Origin of the sequence: uncultured Roseobacter sp. (genome assembly GCF_947499265.1) — a bacterium.
Lineage (GTDB): Bacteria > Pseudomonadota > Alphaproteobacteria > Rhodobacterales > Rhodobacteraceae > Roseobacter.
Map to the genome: position 1 here is coordinate 105,447 of NZ_CANMNK010000002.1, position 18,848 is coordinate 124,294.

The window sequence follows — 18,848 nt, forward strand, 5'->3', positions numbered from 1 at the left end:
TCCCTGGTGACAACCAAGCCCCGTATTGATGGTCTCCCTCCAAAGCCAACGTCCACTTGGGCTGACCGACTGCAACCCACTAAAGCCGCGAGAGAGCGGCAAAGGACCAACAAGTATGGCCTGCTGAAGGCGTGTCTGCTTTGCAGGTCCAAGACGAAGGGTCACCAAAACCTGCAGGTCTTTTCTTTCAGTATCAAACCTTTAAGATCTGTGATCGGCAGGGGATCACGAAGGAGGCGGGTGCGACACAGATGTACGATCCAAAGGGAAACGGCAAAGAGCGCACGATCGACACGGTGCAATTTCTTGAGGTTGAACCGCCCCTGCATCTCCGGAGCGTCGTGCATCGGTTCCTCGACCTGAAGACCCAAGCGCCTTTGGAGGAAGACTATCGGTTTCATGCCCTGCCGGATGCCTGCACCTATGTGATCTTGGATCAGCTCAATCCGAAAGTTGCCGGGGTCACGCGGCTCCGTGCCTCTTCAAAGGAACTCAATCTGGGTAGGAGTTTTCACTTCATCAATATTCGGTTTCTCCCGGGCGTTTGGCAGGGAGACCGCGCGCAGGTGTCTCATGGCTTGGTGGAAGAGGCCTATTCCGGCGATCTGCCCCTGATCGCGCTCAACCAATCCCTTTTGGGGCAGGATTTCGAGGCGCTCCAATCCACGCTCATTCATTTTGTGGAGGATCTGCTCGCACGCGAAATCGTGATCGCCAACCCGGTTACGGAGAAAATATTCAGGCAGATGGATGAAATTCATTCGGTTGCCGATATGGCCGCTGCGGTGGGTTTGTCACCGCGCCAATTGCAACGGGTGCTGAAAAACACGACGGGTTTTGCGCCGCATGATTTTCTCAAGGTCCTTCGCTTGCAGCAATCTTTGCTTGGCGAGCCCTCCCTGTCTTACGCGGATCAGTCCCATTTCATCCACTCTTTCCGGAAGGCGACGGGATACACCCCGGCAAGATACTCCAAGAAGTTCGATGTCTGATATCTACAATACGGGCCCGGATCGGCTTGGTAGATCATCGGCATTGGCGACAAAAACAGGAGTTGGAAAAATGTCGAAGATGAACGCGGTTGGATGGTTTGACATCTATGTGGACGAATTGGACCGGGCGGTTACGTTTTATGAAACTGTGCTGGGATGCAAATGTGAACCCATTGGCGATCCCACTGGCGAAAACCAGATGATGAGCTTTCCTGCGGATATGAGCGCCTATGGCGCTGGCGGCGCCCTGTCCAAATCGGCGCATGCTTCGCCCGGGGTTGGCGGCACCGTGGTGTATTTTTCTGCCGAAGATTGCGCCGTTGAAGAGGCGCGCGTTGAAGCGGCGGGCGGCAAAGTCGCAAGGCCGAAGTTTTCGATTGGCGAGTTTGGGTGGGTCTCCCTGTGTCTGGACACGGAAGGAAACATGTTTGGCATCAGCTCAATGAAATGAGGTTTTTCATTGGCTTGCAGCGGATAAACAGCTTCGGATGCATCCATTAAACGCATGGGCGGCCTCGTGGCGTGCCCATGCGCTTTGATTTGGTACTCCAATCTACCGCAAGCGACCAAAACGCGTGATCACCTTTCAGAAAACAACAGAAGTGATCCGAAGCAGCTTGCCGAGCGCGCCCAAAATTGAAACTAAAGACTGGATGTAACACAAGGGGCGTCTTGAGAGTCGGGTGTGATGGAAGATTTGGAAACACTGAAATCTGGAATGCTTGCCTGCACCCTTTGCCAGGACCTGCCGCTTGGCCCCAATCCGATTTTTCAGCTGGACCAGGATGCCAGGATCTTGATCGTCGGACAGGCGCCCGGCCGCATTACGCACCATAAAGGACGCCCGTTTGACGATCCTTCGGGAGACCGCCTGCGCGATTGGTTGGGGATCGATCGGACGACGTTTTATTCGGATCCCAGAGTTGGCATCTTCCCGATGGGGTTGTGTTTTCCAGGCGGCGGAGCTGGCGGGGATAATCCACCGCCCAAAGTCTGCGCAACCACATGGCGCCAACCCGTTATGGACAGGCTTGAAAAGGTTGAACTGACTTTGGTTCTGGGCGCCTATGCAATCGCCTGGCACCTACCCGATCTCAAAGGTAAATCGGTTGTCGAGGCGGTCAGGCGCGCTGCGGAGGGAAAAGACAGCGTTTTTGTGCTGCCGCATCCCAGCCCTCGAAACAACCGGTGGCTCAAGCAGAACCCCTGGTTTGAGCAGGACGTGCTGCCACGGCTGAGCGCCCGGGTGGCAGAGGTATTGAGATGACAGAAATCACGCCGCTCGATCAGGCCCATGCCGGGATGGAGGTCGCGCCAGAGGATGATGCAGCCCGGCTGCGGTTTTTCGAGAGGCTGGCGGAAAGTGAGCTGTTTCTGATGTTGGCAGAAGACGCCTCAGACGACGATCAGATCACGCCCGAAGTCTTTGATCTGGGCGACGCGCGTTACGTGCTGGTCTTTGACCGCGAAGAACGGCTGTCGCGTTTTGTGGGCCAACCGACGCCCTATGTTGCCCTTTCGGGGCGTGTCATCGCCGGCATGCTTGCGGGGCAAGGCATTGGGCTTGGGGTGAACCTCGACGTGGCACCGTCCGCGATCCTGCTGCCCGACACGGCCGTTGCCTGGCTGAAAGACACGCTGGATCACACGCCCGATGAAGTGGCCGCGCATATTGCAGAAGTCTTTCCGCCCGTAGGCCTGCCGGAAAGCCTGATCTCGGCCCTCGATGGCAAGCTGGCGACTGCCATGGGGTTGGCGCATTGCGCGTATCTGGTTGGCATCGCATATGACAGCGGTTCGCGCGGTCACCTGCTGGCCTTCGTCGGCGCCGTCCCGGAAGCGCAGGAGGCCCTGGCGAAAGCGGCGGCAGAAGCGCTGACGTTTTCAGGTATTGAAGCCGGGGCCATGGATGTGGGCTTTTTCCGTGCCTCTGATCCGCTGACGGCCAGCATGGAGAGGGTCGGTCTGCGGTTCGATCTGCCACAAGCACAGGAGCCCGTGCTGCAGCCGGTTATCGCGCCGGGATCGGACCCGGACAAGCCGCCCCGTCTGCGATAACCCCACTGCCCGAAAATCACGGGTGATCACGCGGAGCCTGCCGATTTTCACAAGGCCGCGAGAGCATGCTTCAATGGGTGCACAGGGCGGCTGTTGCACCCTAAGTGTTGGGGGCAAGAGAAACCGCCACATAGCGTGCCTAAGAAAATTGGAGTTTTAAATGAACCGCTTCCCTCTGAAAATCGCCGGTGTTGCCATTGCCCTGACCATGGCGTCGCAAGCCTGGGCAGGTGACCAATACGTCGATCCCACCGGCTTTGCCGTATCCGGCTATGATGTGGTTGCTTATTTTGACCTGGAGCAGAACCCGGTCGGCTCTGCACAGCCTGCTGCGGTGCCAGGTGACAAGGACATCACCGCCACCTACAATGGCGCAACTTTTGCGTTCTCGACCGAAGCCAACAAGGCGGAATTTGAGGCCGACCCGGAGAAATATCTGCCACAATACGATGGTCACTGTGCCTACGGCGTGGCCAAGGGTGGTAAAGTCCCCGGTAACCCGAACTTGTGGCGGATCCTTGATGGCAAGCTTTACCTCAACATCACCGAAAATGTGGTGGGGTTCTGGGAGGAAGACATTCCGGGCAACATCCAGCTGTCTGAAGCCAATTGGGTCAACATCGAAGCGGACCCTGCTTCCGACCGCCCAATTCCGCAGTTCGAAAGCTCTGCCCCGGTTGAATGACAATGATTGAGAAGGAGATGCCTTCTCGCTCTGCAAAGGCTCCGGCGCGCTTGTCGCGGCGGGGCTTTTTGCTGCTGGGGGGCATCTGTGCCGTGACGGTTGGTGCCGGGGCGGCGCGCTGGTTCAACATCTGGGCGGAGACCGGAGAAGGTGCGCTCAGCGCGCCGGAGGCGCATGAGGCTGCGGTGTCAGGTGCAATCCTGCTGATCGACATCAGACGCCCTGACGAATGGGCGCTGACCGGCGTGGGGGAGGGAGCCGTCCCCATCGACATGCGCAACAAGGACTTCATCGCCGATGTCAGCGGACGGGTGGACGGTGACCACGCGCGCCCCATTGCGCTGATCTGCGCACGGGGCGTCCGGTCGCGGCGCCTCGGGGCCCGGTTAGCTGAGGCGGGCTTCACCGGTATCATCGATGTGCCCGAAGGGATGTTGGGCTCGGGCGCCGGTCCGGGCTGGATCAAGCGCGGTCTGCCGCTGCACAAGGAGAGCTGACGTGAACCGATTTTTGGCGTTTTTTGCCGCTGCGATGATCAACGCGGCGGGCGCTGCGCAGGCCGGGTGCGGCGAGAGCGCCGACGCCTGCGCGGTCGATTTGGGCACCTACCACGCGCGCGTGCCGGATGGTCCGGTCAAAGGGGCGATCCTCTATCTTCATGGGTTTGGTGGTACGGGCAATGGCGCGTTGCGCCCCAACGATTGGGTCGATACCGCGCTCGACCGCGGCTATGTGCTGATTGCACCGGATGGCCTGCCCTACGCCGAAGGCCGGGGGCGCGGGTGGTCTTTCATCCCGGGGCGCCCGAAACTGCGCGACGAGCCTGCGTTTCTGAGTGCGGTGCGCGACGATGCCGCCGCACGGTTTGGGTTCTCTGCGGATCAGGTGATCCTCAGTGGTTTTTCCATCGGCGGGTCGATGACCTCTTATCTGGCCTGTGGCAGGCCAGAAAGCTTCGCCGCCTATGCACCTGTTGCGGGCGGGTTCTGGCGACCACACCCGACCGATTGTGCGGGACCTGTGCGGTTGCTGCACACGCATGGATGGACGGACAGCACGGTGCCTTTGGAGGGCCGTGTGCTGCGGGGTGACGATGCGACCGATCCGCAGGCGCTGATGCAGGGCGACATCTTCTACACCCTTCGGATGTGGCGCGAGGTGAACGCGTGTCACCAGCTTCGCGCGGACCGTTATGTCACCAAAGGTGACTTCATGCGCCGGGCCTGGGATCGTTGCAGCGAAGGGTCGGCCCTGGAGTTCGCATTGTTTCCCGGCGGGCATGTGGTGCCGGAGGGTTGGGCGGATATGATGCTGGACTGGTATGAGGGGCTCTGACCAAGCGCCATCTTTGGCGCCGGAGGGTTATTCAGCCGGAAACCGGGATGCGTTCAACAAATCGCGCAGGCGTGACCGTTCCACGCGCGCGCGCGCGACGATGGCCGGTTCACGAATGGTATTGGGGCTTTGCATGCGCAGACCACCGGGCAGGGACCGCGACAGCGGCACAGCACTCAGCGCCGAAAGGGGTACCGCGAGGCACAGGCTGATAACAATCGGGATCAGCCAGTAAGACACCAGACCTGCCGCCAGCCCGCTCAGCAACAGCAGGCCAAGGGTCGTCTCAGCCCAATGAAACCGGACCAATGTGCCGAGCGGATAGGTCCGCGCATGCCGCGATTGCGCCACCCAGGCATCGGATCGTCCGAGCAGTGCCCGCAGCACTGCGCGTGTTTGTTGGATCATCAGGATGGGGGCGTAGGCGATCGACAGAATGATCTCGACCACAAATGCCATCAGGAAGGCGCCGCGCCCGCCATAGACCCGTGTTGCCTTGGGATGCAGCGCAATGATCCCTGCGCCCACCATCTTGGGGGTCAGCAACATCGCGTACATGATGATCAGGAACACGGCGGAATCGATATGGCTCATCTCGGGCGGCCAGTCCGGGAACAGCGGATTGGTCTCGTTGAAATAACGCACCACATTCGTTTCGGAATCCACGCCCAGCAGGGCCCAGACGACCAGCAGGAAGAACCACGCGGGCGACAGCAGGTAGCTGACGGCGCCGTGGAAGAGGTGGTAGCGCGAGACAGGATGCAGCCCGGCAGTGCGCAGGAGGCGCAGGTGCTGCAGGTTGCCCCGACACCAGCGTTGGTCGCGCAGGACATAATCGATCAGCGTGCCCGGGGTTTCCTCGAAACTGCCGGTGACGCGTGGCAGGAAGCGGACGCACCAGCCTGCGCGGCGCAAAAGCCCGGCCTCGACAAAGTCATGGCTCAGGATCAGTTCCGCCTTGCCCTTGCGGCCCTGCAGATAGGGCAGGCCAGCGGATGCGGCGAAGGCCTTTGTCCGGATGATCGCATTGTGACCCCAGTAGTTGCCCTCGCTGCGCGCCCAATTGGCCAGACCTTCGGCCAGCAACCAGCCATAGGCAATATTGGAGAATTGCTGCAACCGGGCAAACACCGTCTCCGCCCCGATCAGCATCGGGAAGGTCTGGATCAGGCCGGCGCGCGGATCGACGCTCAACTCGTCGGCCAACCGGTCAATGGCCCGCCCGGTCATCAGGCTGTCGGCATCCAGTACCAGCATGGCCTCATAGGCCGCGCCCCAACCCGTGATCCAATCGACCAGATTGCCAACCTTCTTGTCGGAATTGGTCTCCCGTCGGCGGTAGTGGACGGCAAAACCTGCGGGCGCGGAGGCCTCCAGGGCGGCAAAGGCGCGCAGCTCATCCTCCGCGATCATGTCGTCGCGGGTGTCGGACAGCACAAAGAGCGTATAGCGGTGCGGACCGCCGCGGCGCGCCAGATCATCCAGCATCGCGGTGGCGTTGCCAAAGACGTCACAGGGAACTTCGTTATAGATCGGCACCAAGAGAGCCACATCCATCGGTACGACTTCGGACCGTCGGCGGGTCTGCGCCGTCTCGCGCGCCAAGAGGCCCGCGATGGCCACCCCAACCGTGCTGACCGACAGGGTGACCCAGATGAAAGTGATGCCAATCAGGGTCAAAAGCACCCATTCGAGCCCGGTCATGCCCATTTCGGCCAACCATCCGTGCATGCCGGAGACCAGAAGCAGCGTTGCGATCAGCGCAGGCACAAACAGCGCCACACGCCAGCCAAAGGCATGCTCGGACATGCGCGAGGGGTTGTCTTCCGGACAGGCGGACAGGTCCTGCACCCGCATGCTCAAGGGCGCGCGGGGCGGCATGGTCATGGCGACCGTGTCTATGTTGTCCGAACTATCCTTCACCCAGTTGTCCACCTATATAGCCAAACTTCGCTCAGAGGCGCGCCATCCAGACGCAGTTGCGCGCGGAATTCGATGTAACGGGCGTCCTCTGGTTTGAATGTAAACGCCAGTCGCGGCCCATTGGTTTCAGGGTTTCTTTGCAGCAGGCCGGGCGTGAGCGAACCGCCGCTGCCGCGCAGGACGATATCCAGCCGATTGAGGTCTTCGGGCACCAGCGCACCGTCTTCGAAATCGATTGTGACGATCTTGCCGCCCTCGGGGCGTCCACCAATGGCCGTGCTGAGCACACGCAGGGGCATATCGCGCTTGGGCGCCGGATCTTCGCCCCAATCGAGCAAATAGCTCATCTTGTGGCTTTGGCCCGCCAATATTGGCTCCGATGGGCGCCAGTAGGCCACGATGTTGTCGTAGATTTCCAGATCCGCCGGGATTTCGACCAGTGTCACCGAGCCTTGCCCCCAGTCCTCCTGCGGGGTGATCCAGGCGGCGGGCCGCGAGTGATAAAGCGCCTCCAGATCGGCGTAATCGCTGAACTTGCGTGGCCGCTGCATCAGGCCGAAGCCACGCGGGTTGGTGTCGGAGAACGCGCTGATCTGAAGCGTCAGCGGATTGGCCAGCGGGCGCCAGATCACCTCGCCGGCGCCATTGTGGATCAGCAGGCCATCATTGTCGTGCACGGCGGGGCGAAAATCGTCAAACCGATGGCGCATGGTTTCGTCAAACAGAAACATCGAGGTCAGCGGCGCGATCCCCACATGGGTCATGTCCGCGCGGGCAAAAACCTCGGCAGAGACGGACATGCGCAGCGTATCGCCATGGGCGATGTCGAAGCGGTAGGCACCCGTACAGCTGGGGCTGTCCAAAAGCGCGTGCAGCACAACGGAGCCAGCGCCGGGCTGAGGTGTTTCCATCCAGAAGGCGGTGAAATCGGGGAATTCCTCCCCCATCGGATCGCCGGTCTTGAGCGCGAGGCCGCGGGCGGAGAGGCCGTAGGTCTCGCCGGTGCCGATGCCGCGGAAATAGCTGGCGCCCTGAAATACTGCGTATTCCTGAAAGATGCCCGCCTGTTTCAGTTCGGCACGCAGGCGCAGGCCGGAATATCCCAGTATGGCATCGATCTCGACTTCGGGGAATTTGTCGGTGGAGTCGAAAACCCCCATGTCAAAGGCGAGCGGCCGGGCAGCGCCATTTTCCACCACATTGATTTCCACCGCCTGCGGGAAATAGAGGCCGGGCGGGAAGACATCAACGCGTTGTGGTTTGTCTGATCCTTGCCACAGGGCATTGCGACCGTCGAACCAGATCTTGCGGTACTGGTCATAGCTCAGGTTGCGCCAGCTTTCCGGGATCAGTGGACGTGGCGTGTAATCGGTCGCCGCCAGTTCCATGGCCCGCGTGCGCACGGTGTCCGCGTCAAAGGGTTGTGCATCGCCCAGCTGCAGGCCGGGTTCCTTGGTAAACCCGGCTGAGGGAACAGCGGCAAGCGCTGCGAGGGATTTCAGAACATCACGACGAAGCATCAGTGCACCGCTTTCTTGCGCCAGGGTTGCGACTTGTACCAACCCGCGCCATAGGCCGTCAGGACCAGCACGCCCATGCCCGCGAAGTTGATTGCAACCACGGTCCAGGTATCCCGCCCGATATTGTCCATCACGAAACCACTGACGCGCGCGGTGAACATGCTGACGATGAAAACGGCGAGCGATTGTTGGCCAACCTTGAGGATGATCGCCAGAATATTCTGCCAGGTCCGCGCCAGAAAGCTGGTGCCATGCGCGAGCAATCTTGCGCCTTTGTCTCCTGCGGCAACCCAGCAGAGATAGGCCAGCGCGAGAAAATGCACATAGCGCAGCAGGCCGAAATCGGACTTGGTGATCCAGACTTTGTTGGCAATGCGCCAGTCGCGCGCCCATTCAAAACCGAACTCGCGCACACCGATATTGGAGAGCGGAACAATGATCAGCACAACGGCCATCGCCAGACCGATCAGCATCGGCGTGACGGGCGGCTTGGGCAACCATCCCCGCATGAAGGCAAAGCCGGTGAAGAAGACCAGCTGCCAGCCGAATGGATTGAAGAACCACTTGCGGTCAGACCAGGGTTCGGCGGGCAGGCCCAGGTGATAATTTTCGAGACCGACCTTCGCCAGCACGAGGTTCTGCGCAAAGAGCCAGACACCCGCCACAAAGAGCGCCACAAGACCCAGATGGACGCGAGAGAGCGCCATGATCAGCGGCATCATCAGCAGCACAACCATATACATCGGCAGGATGTCGAAATAATTAGGCACATAGGTCAATGTCAGCAGCCCCACGAGCGGCGGTCCCGGCTCGTTAAAGAACTTCCACAGGTTCAGAGAGCCGATATAGACCTTGTCGTATGCCCCTGTCATGTCGATGGCGGCAAGCAGCGTGGCCACGGCAAAAAACAGCCCAATATGCGCCCAATAGACCTGCCAGACGCGGAAGCTGACCCGCGCCGTTCCCAGTCGCCAGCCAACCGTGTCATAGGCCCTGCCGAAGGCAATCGCCGAGGCCATGCCGGAACAGAAAACGAAAATCTCCGTGGCGTCCGAAAACCCCCAGCGCGCCGGGATCCAGGAGGTAAAGAAATTGCCCGGCGTATGGGCGAACAGAATGATGAACATCGCGATGCCCCGGAAGAAATCCAGACGCACATCACGTTGCTTTGCCATAGGCGCCGCTTGCGCCGCAGAAGCGGCAGCGGTAGGCGTTATTTGTGTTGGGTCGGCAAGTGTCATGGCCGGTCTTTATGCGTTGTCAAAAGAAATGTCATTATGCGGGGTATGCTATTGTGCGGGGATCCGCCGGGCCTCGTGAATGGTGGCCAGACGTGTTGTGGTAAAACGATCTTCGCGGCCGGCGCGGCGTGCCAGACGGTCCAATATGACCGCCTCAGCCTGTTCGTAACGTCCTGCGCGCAATCCTGCGTCAATCGTGATCCGTTCAAAAACGTCGCGCTGGGCATGGCTGCCCCCGATTGTCTGCATGGCCGGTCGCGCAGCGGTCAGATCAGCAAAGGCGGCATCGTAACGCCCTTCGGCAAAGGCATTCAGGCCGGAGAGCGCGGAGCAACCCGGATCGGCATAGCGCTGCGGTATTTCGCCGGACGTCGCCGCATCCCGCGCGAAACGGCGCGTCATGGCCGCCTTGGCGTCCGGGCGGTCTGCGCCGGTCAGGGCCAGCATGTAGTGCAGATCGGCAAAGACGACGCAGCCATCGTCGGTGCGGTTCTGCGCTAAGTCTGCCAGCTCTTCCCAGCGCGGGCCAACATCCACACCCTCCAGCTCCAGCCGGATCAGCAGCGATGTGGCGTTTGAGATGTCGCGGTAGTCGTCGGTCTTGTCCGCTCGGATCTGCGCGTCATAAAGGCCCAGGGCGACATCCAGTTGACCACGGTCCATATGCAACAGTGCCTTGTGCCACCAGACGTGATACCGGAAGTTATTGCAATGATCCCAGGCACTTGTGTGGCTTTCAATCAGGTCTATTCCGAGGTCGGGGCGGGCGGTCATGTCATAGACATGGGTGATGGCATGCAGACCCCAGGCGTCGTCGGGCGCCAGCAGCAGACCCTCGCGCCCGGCGGCCTCCGCCTGATCATAGGCGCCGGTTTCCTCCAGTGCAAAGGCGTGACACCCCAAGACATATCCGCGACAGGCATGGTCGTCGCCATGCGCCGCCAGCACCCGTTCGATGGAAGAGCGCATGCCGCTGGCATCCCCCAGAATGAACCGGATGGCATGGCTAACCTTGGCGGAAAGCGTGTCTTCGGGATGCCGCGTCAATACGCCTTCCATGGCGGCCACCGCTTTCGAGGGGCGCCCCTCCAGCCAATGATCCAGCGCGCGGGTCCAGGCGGCCTCCCGGAAAGACAGTGTCGAGTTCGCAGAAGCCTCATGCGCCGCAACCGCCGCCTCTTTGGCGGTCTGAACCATCTCCGCACGGCCCAGCATCAGCGAAAAGAGCCCGCGTGCCGCGTGCCCCATGGCGAAATCCGGATGGCTGGCCAGCACCGCAGCCAGATGGGTTGGCGTCGCCGTGCTGTGCGCCAGAAACGCGCGGATCATGCCATTCCAGTGATCCAGCGCTTCGGGATCGGTGAGCGAAACAGGGCAGTTACAAATATCATACATCATTGAGATGGCGCCTTTATTCTGCGAATTGCACAATTCTTTACCGCAATATCAGCATGCGCGAAGGCTTGGGCGCGTTGTTACACGCCAACGTGAAGGCGCGTGTTAAGATTCTGCATATGTTTCAGGATTAACGCGCAAAAATCGGCGGAAATAAGCTGATTTTCGTCAGTTGTTTCAATCCATCTTTGGCTTGATATCAAACATTTCAAAAACCGTATTCGTATCCTGCCCGAAACGCGGTGGTGGTCGCCGGTATTGCACCGGTGTGCGCGAAAACTTGAGAGGGTTGCCCAGCAGCTCAACCGCGCCCTTGGCGGTATCCGGTGTCTCCATCGCGACGACCGTGCCCCGCGCCTGCGCCTGATCGGATTGCAGCGCCTGCGCAACCGTGTGGATCGGACCGGCTGGCACCTTGACCGCATGGCAGCGCGCCAGCACGTCGGCACAGGATATATCCTTCAAGACGGTAGCGATCCGTTCGGTCAGGTCCACCCGGTTTTCAATACGGGCCAGATTGGTGTTAAACTCTGCGCTTTCGGCCAGACCGGTCAGATTGAAGGCATCACAAAACCGCGCGAACTGCGCGTCATTGCCGACCGCGAGCAGGATATGGCCATCAGCACAGGCAAAGGCATCGTAGGGCACAATGTTGGGGTGGGCGTTGCCACGCCGTTCCGGCAGCTTTCCCGAGGTCAGGAAATTGGTGCCCTCGTTGATCAGCCAGGCCATCTGCGCGTCAACCAGGCTCAGATCAATGTGCTGGCCTTCGCCGGTTGCATCGCGGTGCCGCAGCGCAGCTAAAATGCCGATGGTGGCATACATGCCGCACATGACATCCGCGATGCCGACACCAACTTTCATGGGTGGCCCGTCAGGCGCACCGGTCAGGGACATGATCCCGCCATAGCCCTGCGCCATCAGGTCGTATCCCGGCTGATCGCGGTTTGGCCCGGTCTGGCCAAAGCCGGAGATCGAGCAATAAACCAGACCGGGGTGTGCTGCGCGCAGCGTCGTGTGATCCAGCCCGTATTTTTCCAGCCCGCCGGGTTTGTAATTCTCAATCACCACATCGGCGCGCGCCGCCAGATGGCGCAGGGTTTGCTGGCCCGCTTCGGTGGCCAGATCGACGGAAATGGAAAGCTTGTTGCGATTGGCGGCCATGAAATAGGCGGACAGGTCCGTGGGCGTGCCGTCCTTGCCCTTGGCGTAGTTTGGCCCCCAACTGCGGGTGTCATCGCCCCCAGTTTTGGGGTTTTCGACCTTGACGACGGTTGCCCCGAGATCCCCCAGCAACTGTGTTGCCGTTGGCCCGGCCAGAATGCGGCTGAGGTCGAGGACAACCAGCCCGTCCAAGGCCATCGGTGTATCAGAGCCGGCCATCGTAAGCTCCGCGCTCGATCACGGCGGCAATGACGGTGAAGGTGTCGGCGGTCATGGCGGTTTTCAGCGCCTGTTCCAATCCGTCGCGGCTGGTGACGGTGTGCCCCGCGCCGCCAAAGGCCACGCCCATCGCCGCAAAATCGTGTTTTGCAAAATCCACGCCGCGGTTTTTCATCTGCCGCGAACGCTGTTTGAGCTCAATGAGGGAGAGCGACGCATCGACAAACACCAAGATGATCGGTTTCAGACCCAATTCCGCCGCAGTGGACAACTCGCCCGCGACCATCAGGAACCCGGCATCGCCGCAAAATCCGATCACCGGGCGTTCCGGATCGGCCAGCTTGGTGCCCATCGCCAGCGGGATGGCGCAGCCCATCGTGCACAGCGCCGTCGATTGTGTCAGCCCGCGGGGTGCGTAACATTCCCAAATCTGGCTGAGCAGAATGCGGTGGGCGCCGCTGTCCACCGTGGCCAGCGTGTCGCGGGGCAGGACTTGGCGGCAGGTATCCATAACGGCGGCGGGTCCCCAGGTGTCCTCCTTGGGGAAGGCCTCCGCCAGCGCTGCCTTGGTCGCGGCAACCTCGCCCTGCGCCCAGGTCTCTTGCGGGGCGATCCCATCTGAAATCGCCTGCAGGCTTGCCGCGCAATCGGCGATAAAGTTCAAGCTGGATTGATGCATATAGTGGTGGTTCGGCTCGGCGGTGATGTCGATCACGCGCTGCGTTGTCGGATCCCAGATATCGCGCCAGCCCACCCGCATTTCAATCGGGTCGTAGCCTACGCACAGGATCAGGTCCGCCTTTTCGATCAGGGGCAGGAGGTGGCGATCGGCGAGCGGTGAGAGCCCAGCCCCTCCAAGCGCCAGCGCATGGTCTTCGGGCAGCAGACCCTTGGCCTTGTAGGTCGTGACCACGGGCACGTTGTAGGTTTCGGCAAAATTCGCAATCGCCGCCTCGGCGCCTTCCACCATGGCATCCAGACCGACGACCATGACCGGGCGGCGGGCCTGCGCCAGCCAGCTGCGTGCCGTTTCCAGGTCCGTGCCGGAAGGGGCCACCGGGGAGGCTTTGACCCGCCTTGCCGGCGCCTCGGCGGGCACCTGCGCATCGGCCACGGTGATCGGCACATCGATATGCACCGGACCAGGACGGCCTTCGGTGGCGATGGCCACGGCCTTGTCGGCGATCACATGCGCGGCACCGGGCACCAGCGAGAAGCTCGCCTTGGTGATGGGGCGGAAAACGGCCTGCTGGTCCAGCACCTGATGGGTGTAGGTCTGCGCCTCATCCGCATCCACGGCACCGGCCAGAACGATCATCGGCACGCGGTCCTGATGGGCATTGGCCACCGCATTCACCCCGTTCAGCGCGCCGGGGCCGACGGTGGCCACCAGAATACCGGGCGCACCCGTACGGTGATAGGCCCCTTCGGCCATGAAGGCCGCGGCGTTTTCATGTTTGGCGAGGATGAACCGGATTCCCGCGTCTTCGAGCGCATCGACCAGGGTCAGAACCTCGCCGCCGGGCATGCCAAAGGCATAGCGGCACCCTTCGGCATAGAGGCGGCGCGCCACGGCATCCGCCGCTCTGATGGTTGATGATGGTGCCAAGTCCCGCCCCTCCGGTCATAAAGTTCGCCCGCATGGTCATACCCGAAGCAGATCGCAGTGCAATTCACCATTGTGTTCAAAGTGTTTCAGCGCACCAAAAAACCCGAACCACAGCGGCCCGGGCTTTCACGTGCTGTTGCTGCGCGGGTCGCGGTTCAGCGGCGGCGATCGCGGCGGGATGACATCGGCTGGAATGCGACGCCAACATGCGCCTCGCAATAGGGCTTGCCCTGCTGTACGGGCAGGCCGCAGAACCAGAAGTCTTCTGTTGCCGGATCGCCGACAGGCCATTTGCAGGTCCGCTCGGTCAACTCCATAAGCGAGAGCTTTTTCGCCTTTTTCTCGATTTCGGAGACTTTGGCCAAGGCTTCCGGGCTGATCTCATTGGCCGAAGGTTGTGGCGGCAGCGGCTGCCCTGCTGGAATAATCTGTTTGCGCGCGGGCAGGGGGCGCGGGGCTGGCTCCGCCTCCGTCTTGGCTGCGGGTTCAGCAGGTTTGGGTGCCGGTTTTGGCTTTGCCTCGGCCTTGGGGGCGGGTTTCGCCTTGGCTTCGGGCTTGGCCGTCGCCGAGGCCGTTGCCCGGTTGGACAGGCCCAGGCGATGTACCTTGCCGATCACAGCGTTCCGGGTCACGCCCCCCAGCTCTTTGGCGATCTGGCTGGCGGATTGGCCTTCGCCCCACATCTTTTTGAGCATTTCCACGCGATCGTCAGTCCAGGACATCAGCCATTCCCTAATTTAAAAGCGGTCCTGCTGTATGCGGACCGCTCTGTCAGTGTCGTCAGCGCCCTATTTTAATCACTGAGGGCGGAGTTACAAGCGGTGAACGCAGCGTTACACCCTTGAGTTTTGCGCGCGCTGTCGTGCCTTGGCCTCGCGCCAGGCCAACAGGATGCCGCCCGACAGGATGATCCCGCCCCCGGTCAAGGTAATCCAATCCGGGATTTGGCCAAAGAACGCAATGTCATAGAGTGTCGCGAAGAGCAGGGTGCCATAGCTGAAGGGCGCAATAAAACTCGCATCCGCCCGGGCCATGGCGTTGACAAAGCAGGCCTGGGCCAGTGCCATGCACACCCCCAGGGCGATCAGCACACCCCATTGTGCCGCTGTGGGCACCTGCCAAACGCCGATCACCGCCAATGAGGCAATGATCACGCCCAAGAAGTTGTTGATCAGCAAAACCTGAACAGGCGCTTCCCGACCGGACAGCTTTTTGATGAAAATCAGCTCGAATCCCATGATCAATGCTGCAGCGAGGGCCAAAAGGCTGGCGATTTGAAAGCTTTCGGGGGTGGGGCGCAGCAGGATCATCGCACCGGCAAAGGCAATGGCCGCAGCGGACCAGCGGATCGGCCCCACTTTTTCGCGCAGCAGCGGGATCGCGAGGATCATGGCGAAGACCGGGTTGAGAAAAACGATTGCCGTGGCATCCGCAAGCGGGATGAACGCCACCGAAGCAAACATCAGCGTGACCCCGCCCCAGCCAAAGAAAGTGCGCGCAAAGTGCAGGGCCCAGTTGGGTCGCGTGAATTGCGGCCGCATGATCGCAACGGCGCTGGAAATCGCCAGAAAAGCAAAGACGAAACGCCCATGGCTGACCTGCAGCGGGTGCAGGGGTGCGCCAAGCGTGTCGCCTCCCAACGCCTTGGCAAAGAGCGTGGTGCCCGCGATGAACGCGGTTGCTGCGCCCATCAACAGGACAGCGAGGCCGGGGTTGGTCGTCTTGGGCTGGAACATGATCGTCGCTATGCGCCCGAAACGCGCCATGGGCAAGGGCGGAAAAACGGCTTTGCAAATGGCAGGTCATGCGGTAAATGAGCCTCATGATCACAGCATCACATACTTCTATCCGACGACGCGCTTGCGCCTGACCCCGCTGCCGTGATCCCGCGCCTATGGGCGCATAAAATCCTCAACTTAAAATATTGACCTGTCTGCCTGCCTCATGCACGTTCCGTGTTCTTGCAGCAGACCCTCTGAGAAGGAAGATCCGATGATCCCGACCCTCCTGCCGACCTATGCCCGTGCTCCGCTCAGCTTTGAAAAAGGCGAAGGCGCTTGGCTGATCGAGGCGGATGGTCGACGTTTTCTGGATCTGGGTGCCGGTATCGCGGTGAATGCCCTGGGTCATGCGCATCCTGCGCTGGTGCAGGCGCTGACGGATCAGGCGGGCGCGATCTGGCATACCTCAAATCTCTATCAAATTCCCAAACAGCAGGAACTGGCGGACAAGCTGACGGCGCATAGCTTTGCCGATACGGTGTTTTTCACCAACTCCGGGACTGAGGCTTGCGAATTGGCCGTCAAAATGGCGCGCAAGTATTGGTACGAGAAAGGCGCGCCTGAAAAGACTGACATCATCACCTTTTCGGGGTCTTTCCACGGCAGATCCTCCGCCGGTATCGCGGCTGCGGGATCGGAAAAGATGACCAAGGGGTTCGGGCCGCTGCTGCCCGGTTTCGTGCATCTGGAATTCGGCGATCACGACGCGTTGACGGCGGCGATTACCGAGACAACGGGCGCGATCCTGATCGAGCCGGTTCAGGGCGAGGGCGGCATTCGCCCGGTGCCGGATCAATGTCTGAAAGGGCTGCGGGATCTCTGTGATGAACATGGGCTGCTGCTGATCTTTGACGAAGTGCAATGCGGTGTTGCCAGAACCGGCAAGCTTTTTGCGCATGAATGGTCCGGGATTACGCCCGACATCATGATGGTCGCCAAGGGTATCGGGGGAGGCTTTCCCATCGGCGCGGTGCTGGCGACCGAGGAGGCGGCGAGCGGTATGACGCTGGGCACGCATGGATCGACCTATGGCGGTAACCCCCTGGGCTGTGCCGTTGGCTGCGCGGTGCTGGATCATGTGACCACGCCGGGGTTTCTGGACGATGTCAATCGCAAGGCCGGGCTGATGCGGCAAAAGCTTGAAGGGCTGGTGGCATCGCATCCGGATGTGTTTGAAACGGTGCGCGGATCGGGCCTCATGCTCGGCATCAAATGCAAGGCGACCAATGCCGATGTGGTGCAGGCAGGCTATGACCAACTGGTGTTGACCATTCCTGCCGCTGATAATGTGATCCGCCTGTTGCCGCCGCTCACCATCGAAGACGCGGAAATAGCGCAGGCCATTGACCGTCTGGACGCGGCCGCAACCGCGCTCAGCGCGGCCTGATTGTTTCTTTTGGGGCCAAAGACCTCTCGTGCCACATCTTTTTTGAGTTGAACACCATGAACCATTTTCTCGACATTCATCTGACCGATACCGCCGACCTGCGGCGGATCATCGATACGGCGGCGGATATGAAATCCGCGCGTCTTGGTCAGCCACGGGGCGCTTTGGACGCGGATCAACCGCTCAAGAACCGAATGGTGGCGCTGATCTTCGAAAAGCCATCCACGCGGACCCGCGTATCCTTTGACGTTGGCGTGCGCCAGATGGGCGGGCAGACCATGGTGCTGTCGGGCAACGACATGCAGCTGGGGCACGGCGAGACCATCGCCGATACCGCCCGCGTTTTGAGCCGCTATGTCGATCTAATCATGATCCGGACCTTCGATGAGGCGGTGCTGACCGAAATGGCGGAGTTTGCCACCGTGCCGGTCATCAATGGCCTAACGGATCGGACACACCCCTGCCAGATCATGGCGGATGTGCTGACGTTCGAGGAGCATCGCGGCCCGATCAAGGGCAAGAAAGTCGTCTGGTCCGGGGATGGCAACAATGTCTGCGCGTCGTTCCTGCATGCCGCTGGGCAGTTCGGCTTTGATCTGACCTTTACCGGGCCGCCGACCCTGGACCCGGAGCAGGAATTCGTTGATCTGGCGCGGTCCAAGGGAGCGAAAATCGAGATTGTGCGTGATCCTGCCAAGGCGGTGCAGGGGGCCGATCTGGTTGTGACAGACACCTGGGTCTCCATGCATGATGCACAATCCGCGCGCGAACGACGGCATAACCAGTTGCGGCCCTACCGGGTGGATGCCGAACTGATGGCCCAGGCAAAACCGGATGCCTTGTTCATGCACTGCCTGCCCGCGCATCGCGATGATGAGGCGACATCAGAAGTGATGGACGGGCCGCATTCGGTCATTTTTGATGAGGCGGAAAACCGGCTGCATGCGCAAAAGGCAATCTTGCGCTGGTGTCTGGAAGTCTGACCCGGGTTAAAAGTCGCGCAGGATGGCCTTGAGTTCTGGTTCGCGCACGCGTGCGGCGGCTTCATCCGGTGTGAACCAGCGCCGTTCCCTTTGGTGATCCTCGGGGTAGCTTTCCGCGAGGGTTTCGACCTCGGCCAGATAAACCTGCGCTTTGACCGGCGTGACTTCCCCGCTATCGCCCAATTTGTCGTAGTCGTAATGCCCAACCGGGTCCGCCTCGACCTCCGCGGATTTAACACCCGCTTCTTCCCAGGCTTCCTGCAGGGCGGCGTCAGGATCATCCAATCCTTTGATCGGCCAACCCTTGGGCACGATCCACCGTCCGGTACCACGGCTGGTCACAAGCAGCACTTTCTTGCCCTTTTTCGTTTCACGAAAGCACAAGGCGGCAACCTGTCGTTCTCGGGCGGGTCCGGTGAAAACGCGCATGGCATTTTCGAGTGTTGTTTTAACGATATTGATCATGACAAGATATATTTCTGCTCACTTTTTAAACATGATAGACGGTTTTGTGAGGGATTCCAACATATTAAGTTTTTTGGACCTTCCCGGCGAG

The 18,848-nt window shown here is 60.7% G+C and carries 18 protein-coding genes; 9 read left to right on the plus strand and 9 right to left on the minus strand.

Going from position 1 to position 18,848, the window contains the following annotated elements:
• The first annotated feature begins 251 nt into the window (after nucleotides 1–251).
• The 7 genes from Q1A63_RS05190 to Q1A63_RS05220 all read left to right on the plus strand — a co-directional run bounded on the left by Q1A63_RS05190 (nucleotide 252) and on the right by Q1A63_RS05220 (nucleotide 5,070).
• Complete coding sequence (locus Q1A63_RS05190) at nucleotides 252–992, plus strand: AraC family transcriptional regulator (RefSeq protein WP_298970265.1); 741 nt, start codon at nucleotides 252–254, stop codon at nucleotides 990–992.
• A 70-nt stretch (nucleotides 993–1,062) separates the two neighbouring features.
• Nucleotides 1,063–1,443 carry a VOC family protein gene (locus Q1A63_RS05195; RefSeq protein ID WP_298970264.1) on the plus strand — a complete coding sequence of 127 codons (381 nt, stop codon included), beginning with the start codon at nucleotides 1,063–1,065 and terminating at the stop codon, nucleotides 1,441–1,443.
• A 237-nt stretch (nucleotides 1,444–1,680) separates the two neighbouring features.
• Nucleotides 1,681–2,259, plus strand: a complete 579-nt coding sequence (locus Q1A63_RS05200) for a uracil-DNA glycosylase family protein (protein ID WP_298970263.1) — start codon at nucleotides 1,681–1,683, stop codon at nucleotides 2,257–2,259.
• Entirely contained in the window at nucleotides 2,256–3,050 is a 795-nt protein-coding gene (locus tag Q1A63_RS05205; protein ID WP_298970261.1) for an SseB family protein, read from the plus strand. Before Q1A63_RS05200 ends, Q1A63_RS05205 begins: the two co-directional genes overlap by 4 nt.
• Nucleotides 3,051–3,210: 160 nt before the next feature.
• The gene (locus Q1A63_RS05210) at nucleotides 3,211–3,735 is read left to right on the plus strand and encodes a YHS domain-containing (seleno)protein (protein ID WP_298970260.1); all 525 of its coding nucleotides are present in this window, start codon (nucleotides 3,211–3,213) and stop codon (nucleotides 3,733–3,735) included.
• A 17-nt stretch (nucleotides 3,736–3,752) separates the two neighbouring features.
• On the plus strand, nucleotides 3,753–4,232 hold the full coding sequence (locus Q1A63_RS05215; RefSeq protein ID WP_299630948.1) for a rhodanese-like domain-containing protein: 480 nt from the start codon (nucleotides 3,753–3,755) through the stop codon (nucleotides 4,230–4,232).
• A gap of 1 nt (nucleotide 4,233) precedes the next feature.
• The gene (locus Q1A63_RS05220; RefSeq protein WP_298970255.1) at nucleotides 4,234–5,070 is read left to right on the plus strand and encodes a polyhydroxybutyrate depolymerase; all 837 of its coding nucleotides are present in this window, start codon (nucleotides 4,234–4,236) and stop codon (nucleotides 5,068–5,070) included.
• A 27-nt stretch (nucleotides 5,071–5,097) separates the two neighbouring features.
• Here Q1A63_RS05220 and mdoH read toward each other — a convergent pair whose 3' ends face one another.
• From mdoH to Q1A63_RS05260, 8 genes are all read right to left on the minus strand, one after another.
• Nucleotides 5,098–6,993, minus strand: a complete 1,896-nt coding sequence (gene mdoH / locus Q1A63_RS05225) for a glucans biosynthesis glucosyltransferase MdoH (RefSeq protein ID WP_299630950.1) — start codon at nucleotides 6,991–6,993, stop codon at nucleotides 5,098–5,100.
• Nucleotides 6,990–8,513, minus strand: a complete 1,524-nt coding sequence (locus Q1A63_RS05230) for a glucan biosynthesis protein G (protein WP_299630952.1) — start codon at nucleotides 8,511–8,513, stop codon at nucleotides 6,990–6,992. Before Q1A63_RS05230 ends, mdoH begins: the two co-directional genes overlap by 4 nt.
• On the minus strand, nucleotides 8,513–9,688 hold the full coding sequence (locus Q1A63_RS05235; RefSeq protein ID WP_366524285.1) for an OpgC domain-containing protein: 1,176 nt from the start codon (nucleotides 9,686–9,688) through the stop codon (nucleotides 8,513–8,515). Before Q1A63_RS05235 ends, Q1A63_RS05230 begins: the two co-directional genes overlap by 1 nt.
• 114 nt (nucleotides 9,689–9,802) lie before the next feature.
• A complete protein-coding gene (locus Q1A63_RS05240; RefSeq protein ID WP_299630956.1) occupies nucleotides 9,803–11,152 on the minus strand; it encodes a tetratricopeptide repeat protein in 1,350 nt (449 codons plus the stop codon).
• 174 nt (nucleotides 11,153–11,326) lie between these two features.
• Nucleotides 11,327–12,532 (minus strand): CoA transferase, encoded by a 1,206-nt coding sequence (locus Q1A63_RS05245; RefSeq protein ID WP_299630958.1) that lies wholly within the window; start codon nucleotides 12,530–12,532, stop codon nucleotides 11,327–11,329.
• Complete coding sequence (locus tag Q1A63_RS05250; protein ID WP_299630962.1) at nucleotides 12,519–14,141, minus strand: thiamine pyrophosphate-binding protein; 1,623 nt, start codon at nucleotides 14,139–14,141, stop codon at nucleotides 12,519–12,521. Before Q1A63_RS05250 ends, Q1A63_RS05245 begins: the two co-directional genes overlap by 14 nt.
• A gap of 155 nt (nucleotides 14,142–14,296) precedes the next feature.
• Nucleotides 14,297–14,863 carry a GcrA family cell cycle regulator gene (locus Q1A63_RS05255; RefSeq protein ID WP_298970240.1) on the minus strand — a complete coding sequence of 189 codons (567 nt, stop codon included), beginning with the start codon at nucleotides 14,861–14,863 and terminating at the stop codon, nucleotides 14,297–14,299.
• Between the two features lie 111 nt (nucleotides 14,864–14,974).
• Entirely contained in the window at nucleotides 14,975–15,907 is a 933-nt protein-coding gene (locus Q1A63_RS05260) for a DMT family transporter (RefSeq protein ID WP_298970238.1), read from the minus strand.
• A gap of 226 nt (nucleotides 15,908–16,133) precedes the next feature.
• Between Q1A63_RS05260 and Q1A63_RS05265 the strand changes: the two genes are divergently transcribed.
• A complete protein-coding gene (locus Q1A63_RS05265; protein WP_298970236.1) occupies nucleotides 16,134–17,309 on the plus strand; it encodes an aspartate aminotransferase family protein in 1,176 nt (391 codons plus the stop codon).
• A 56-nt stretch (nucleotides 17,310–17,365) separates the two neighbouring features.
• Nucleotides 17,366–18,292, plus strand: a complete 927-nt coding sequence (argF, locus tag Q1A63_RS05270; protein WP_298970234.1) for an ornithine carbamoyltransferase — start codon at nucleotides 17,366–17,368, stop codon at nucleotides 18,290–18,292.
• 6 nt (nucleotides 18,293–18,298) lie between these two features.
• Here argF and Q1A63_RS05275 read toward each other — a convergent pair whose 3' ends face one another.
• Nucleotides 18,299–18,757: an NUDIX hydrolase gene (locus tag Q1A63_RS05275; protein ID WP_366524286.1), complete on the minus strand. Its 459-nt coding sequence runs from the start codon at nucleotides 18,755–18,757 to the stop codon at nucleotides 18,299–18,301.
• Nucleotides 18,758–18,848: the final 91 nt, after the last annotated feature.

Bases quoted from the DNA above. Each gene is read 5' to 3' on its own strand.
- Q1A63_RS05245 (WP_299630958.1), bottom strand. From the start codon at position 12,532: ATGGCCGGCTCTGATACACCGATGGCCTTGGACGGGCTGGTTGTCCTC.
- Q1A63_RS05195 (WP_298970264.1), top strand. From the start codon at position 1,063: ATGTCGAAGATGAACGCGGTTGGATGGTTTGACATCTATGTGGACGAA.
- Q1A63_RS05215 (WP_299630948.1), top strand. From the start codon at position 3,753: ATGCCTTCTCGCTCTGCAAAGGCTCCGGCGCGCTTGTCGCGGCGGGGC.
- Q1A63_RS05235 (WP_366524285.1), bottom strand. From the start codon at position 9,688: ATGGCAAAGCAACGTGATGTGCGTCTGGATTTCTTCCGGGGCATCGCG.
- Q1A63_RS05230 (WP_299630952.1), bottom strand. From the start codon at position 8,513: ATGCTTCGTCGTGATGTTCTGAAATCCCTCGCAGCGCTTGCCGCTGTT.
- Q1A63_RS05210 (WP_298970260.1), top strand. From the start codon at position 3,211: ATGAACCGCTTCCCTCTGAAAATCGCCGGTGTTGCCATTGCCCTGACC.
- Q1A63_RS05190 (WP_298970265.1), top strand. From the start codon at position 252: ATGTACGATCCAAAGGGAAACGGCAAAGAGCGCACGATCGACACGGTG.
- Q1A63_RS05240 (WP_299630956.1), bottom strand. From the start codon at position 11,152: ATGATGTATGATATTTGTAACTGCCCTGTTTCGCTCACCGATCCCGAA.
- Q1A63_RS05200 (WP_298970263.1), top strand. From the start codon at position 1,681: ATGGAAGATTTGGAAACACTGAAATCTGGAATGCTTGCCTGCACCCTT.
- Q1A63_RS05275 (WP_366524286.1), bottom strand. From the start codon at position 18,757: ATGATCAATATCGTTAAAACAACACTCGAAAATGCCATGCGCGTTTTC.
- Q1A63_RS05255 (WP_298970240.1), bottom strand. From the start codon at position 14,863: ATGTCCTGGACTGACGATCGCGTGGAAATGCTCAAAAAGATGTGGGGC.
- Q1A63_RS05265 (WP_298970236.1), top strand. From the start codon at position 16,134: ATGATCCCGACCCTCCTGCCGACCTATGCCCGTGCTCCGCTCAGCTTT.
- Q1A63_RS05205 (WP_298970261.1), top strand. From the start codon at position 2,256: ATGACAGAAATCACGCCGCTCGATCAGGCCCATGCCGGGATGGAGGTC.
- argF (WP_298970234.1), top strand. From the start codon at position 17,366: ATGAACCATTTTCTCGACATTCATCTGACCGATACCGCCGACCTGCGG.
- Q1A63_RS05260 (WP_298970238.1), bottom strand. From the start codon at position 15,907: ATGGCGCGTTTCGGGCGCATAGCGACGATCATGTTCCAGCCCAAGACG.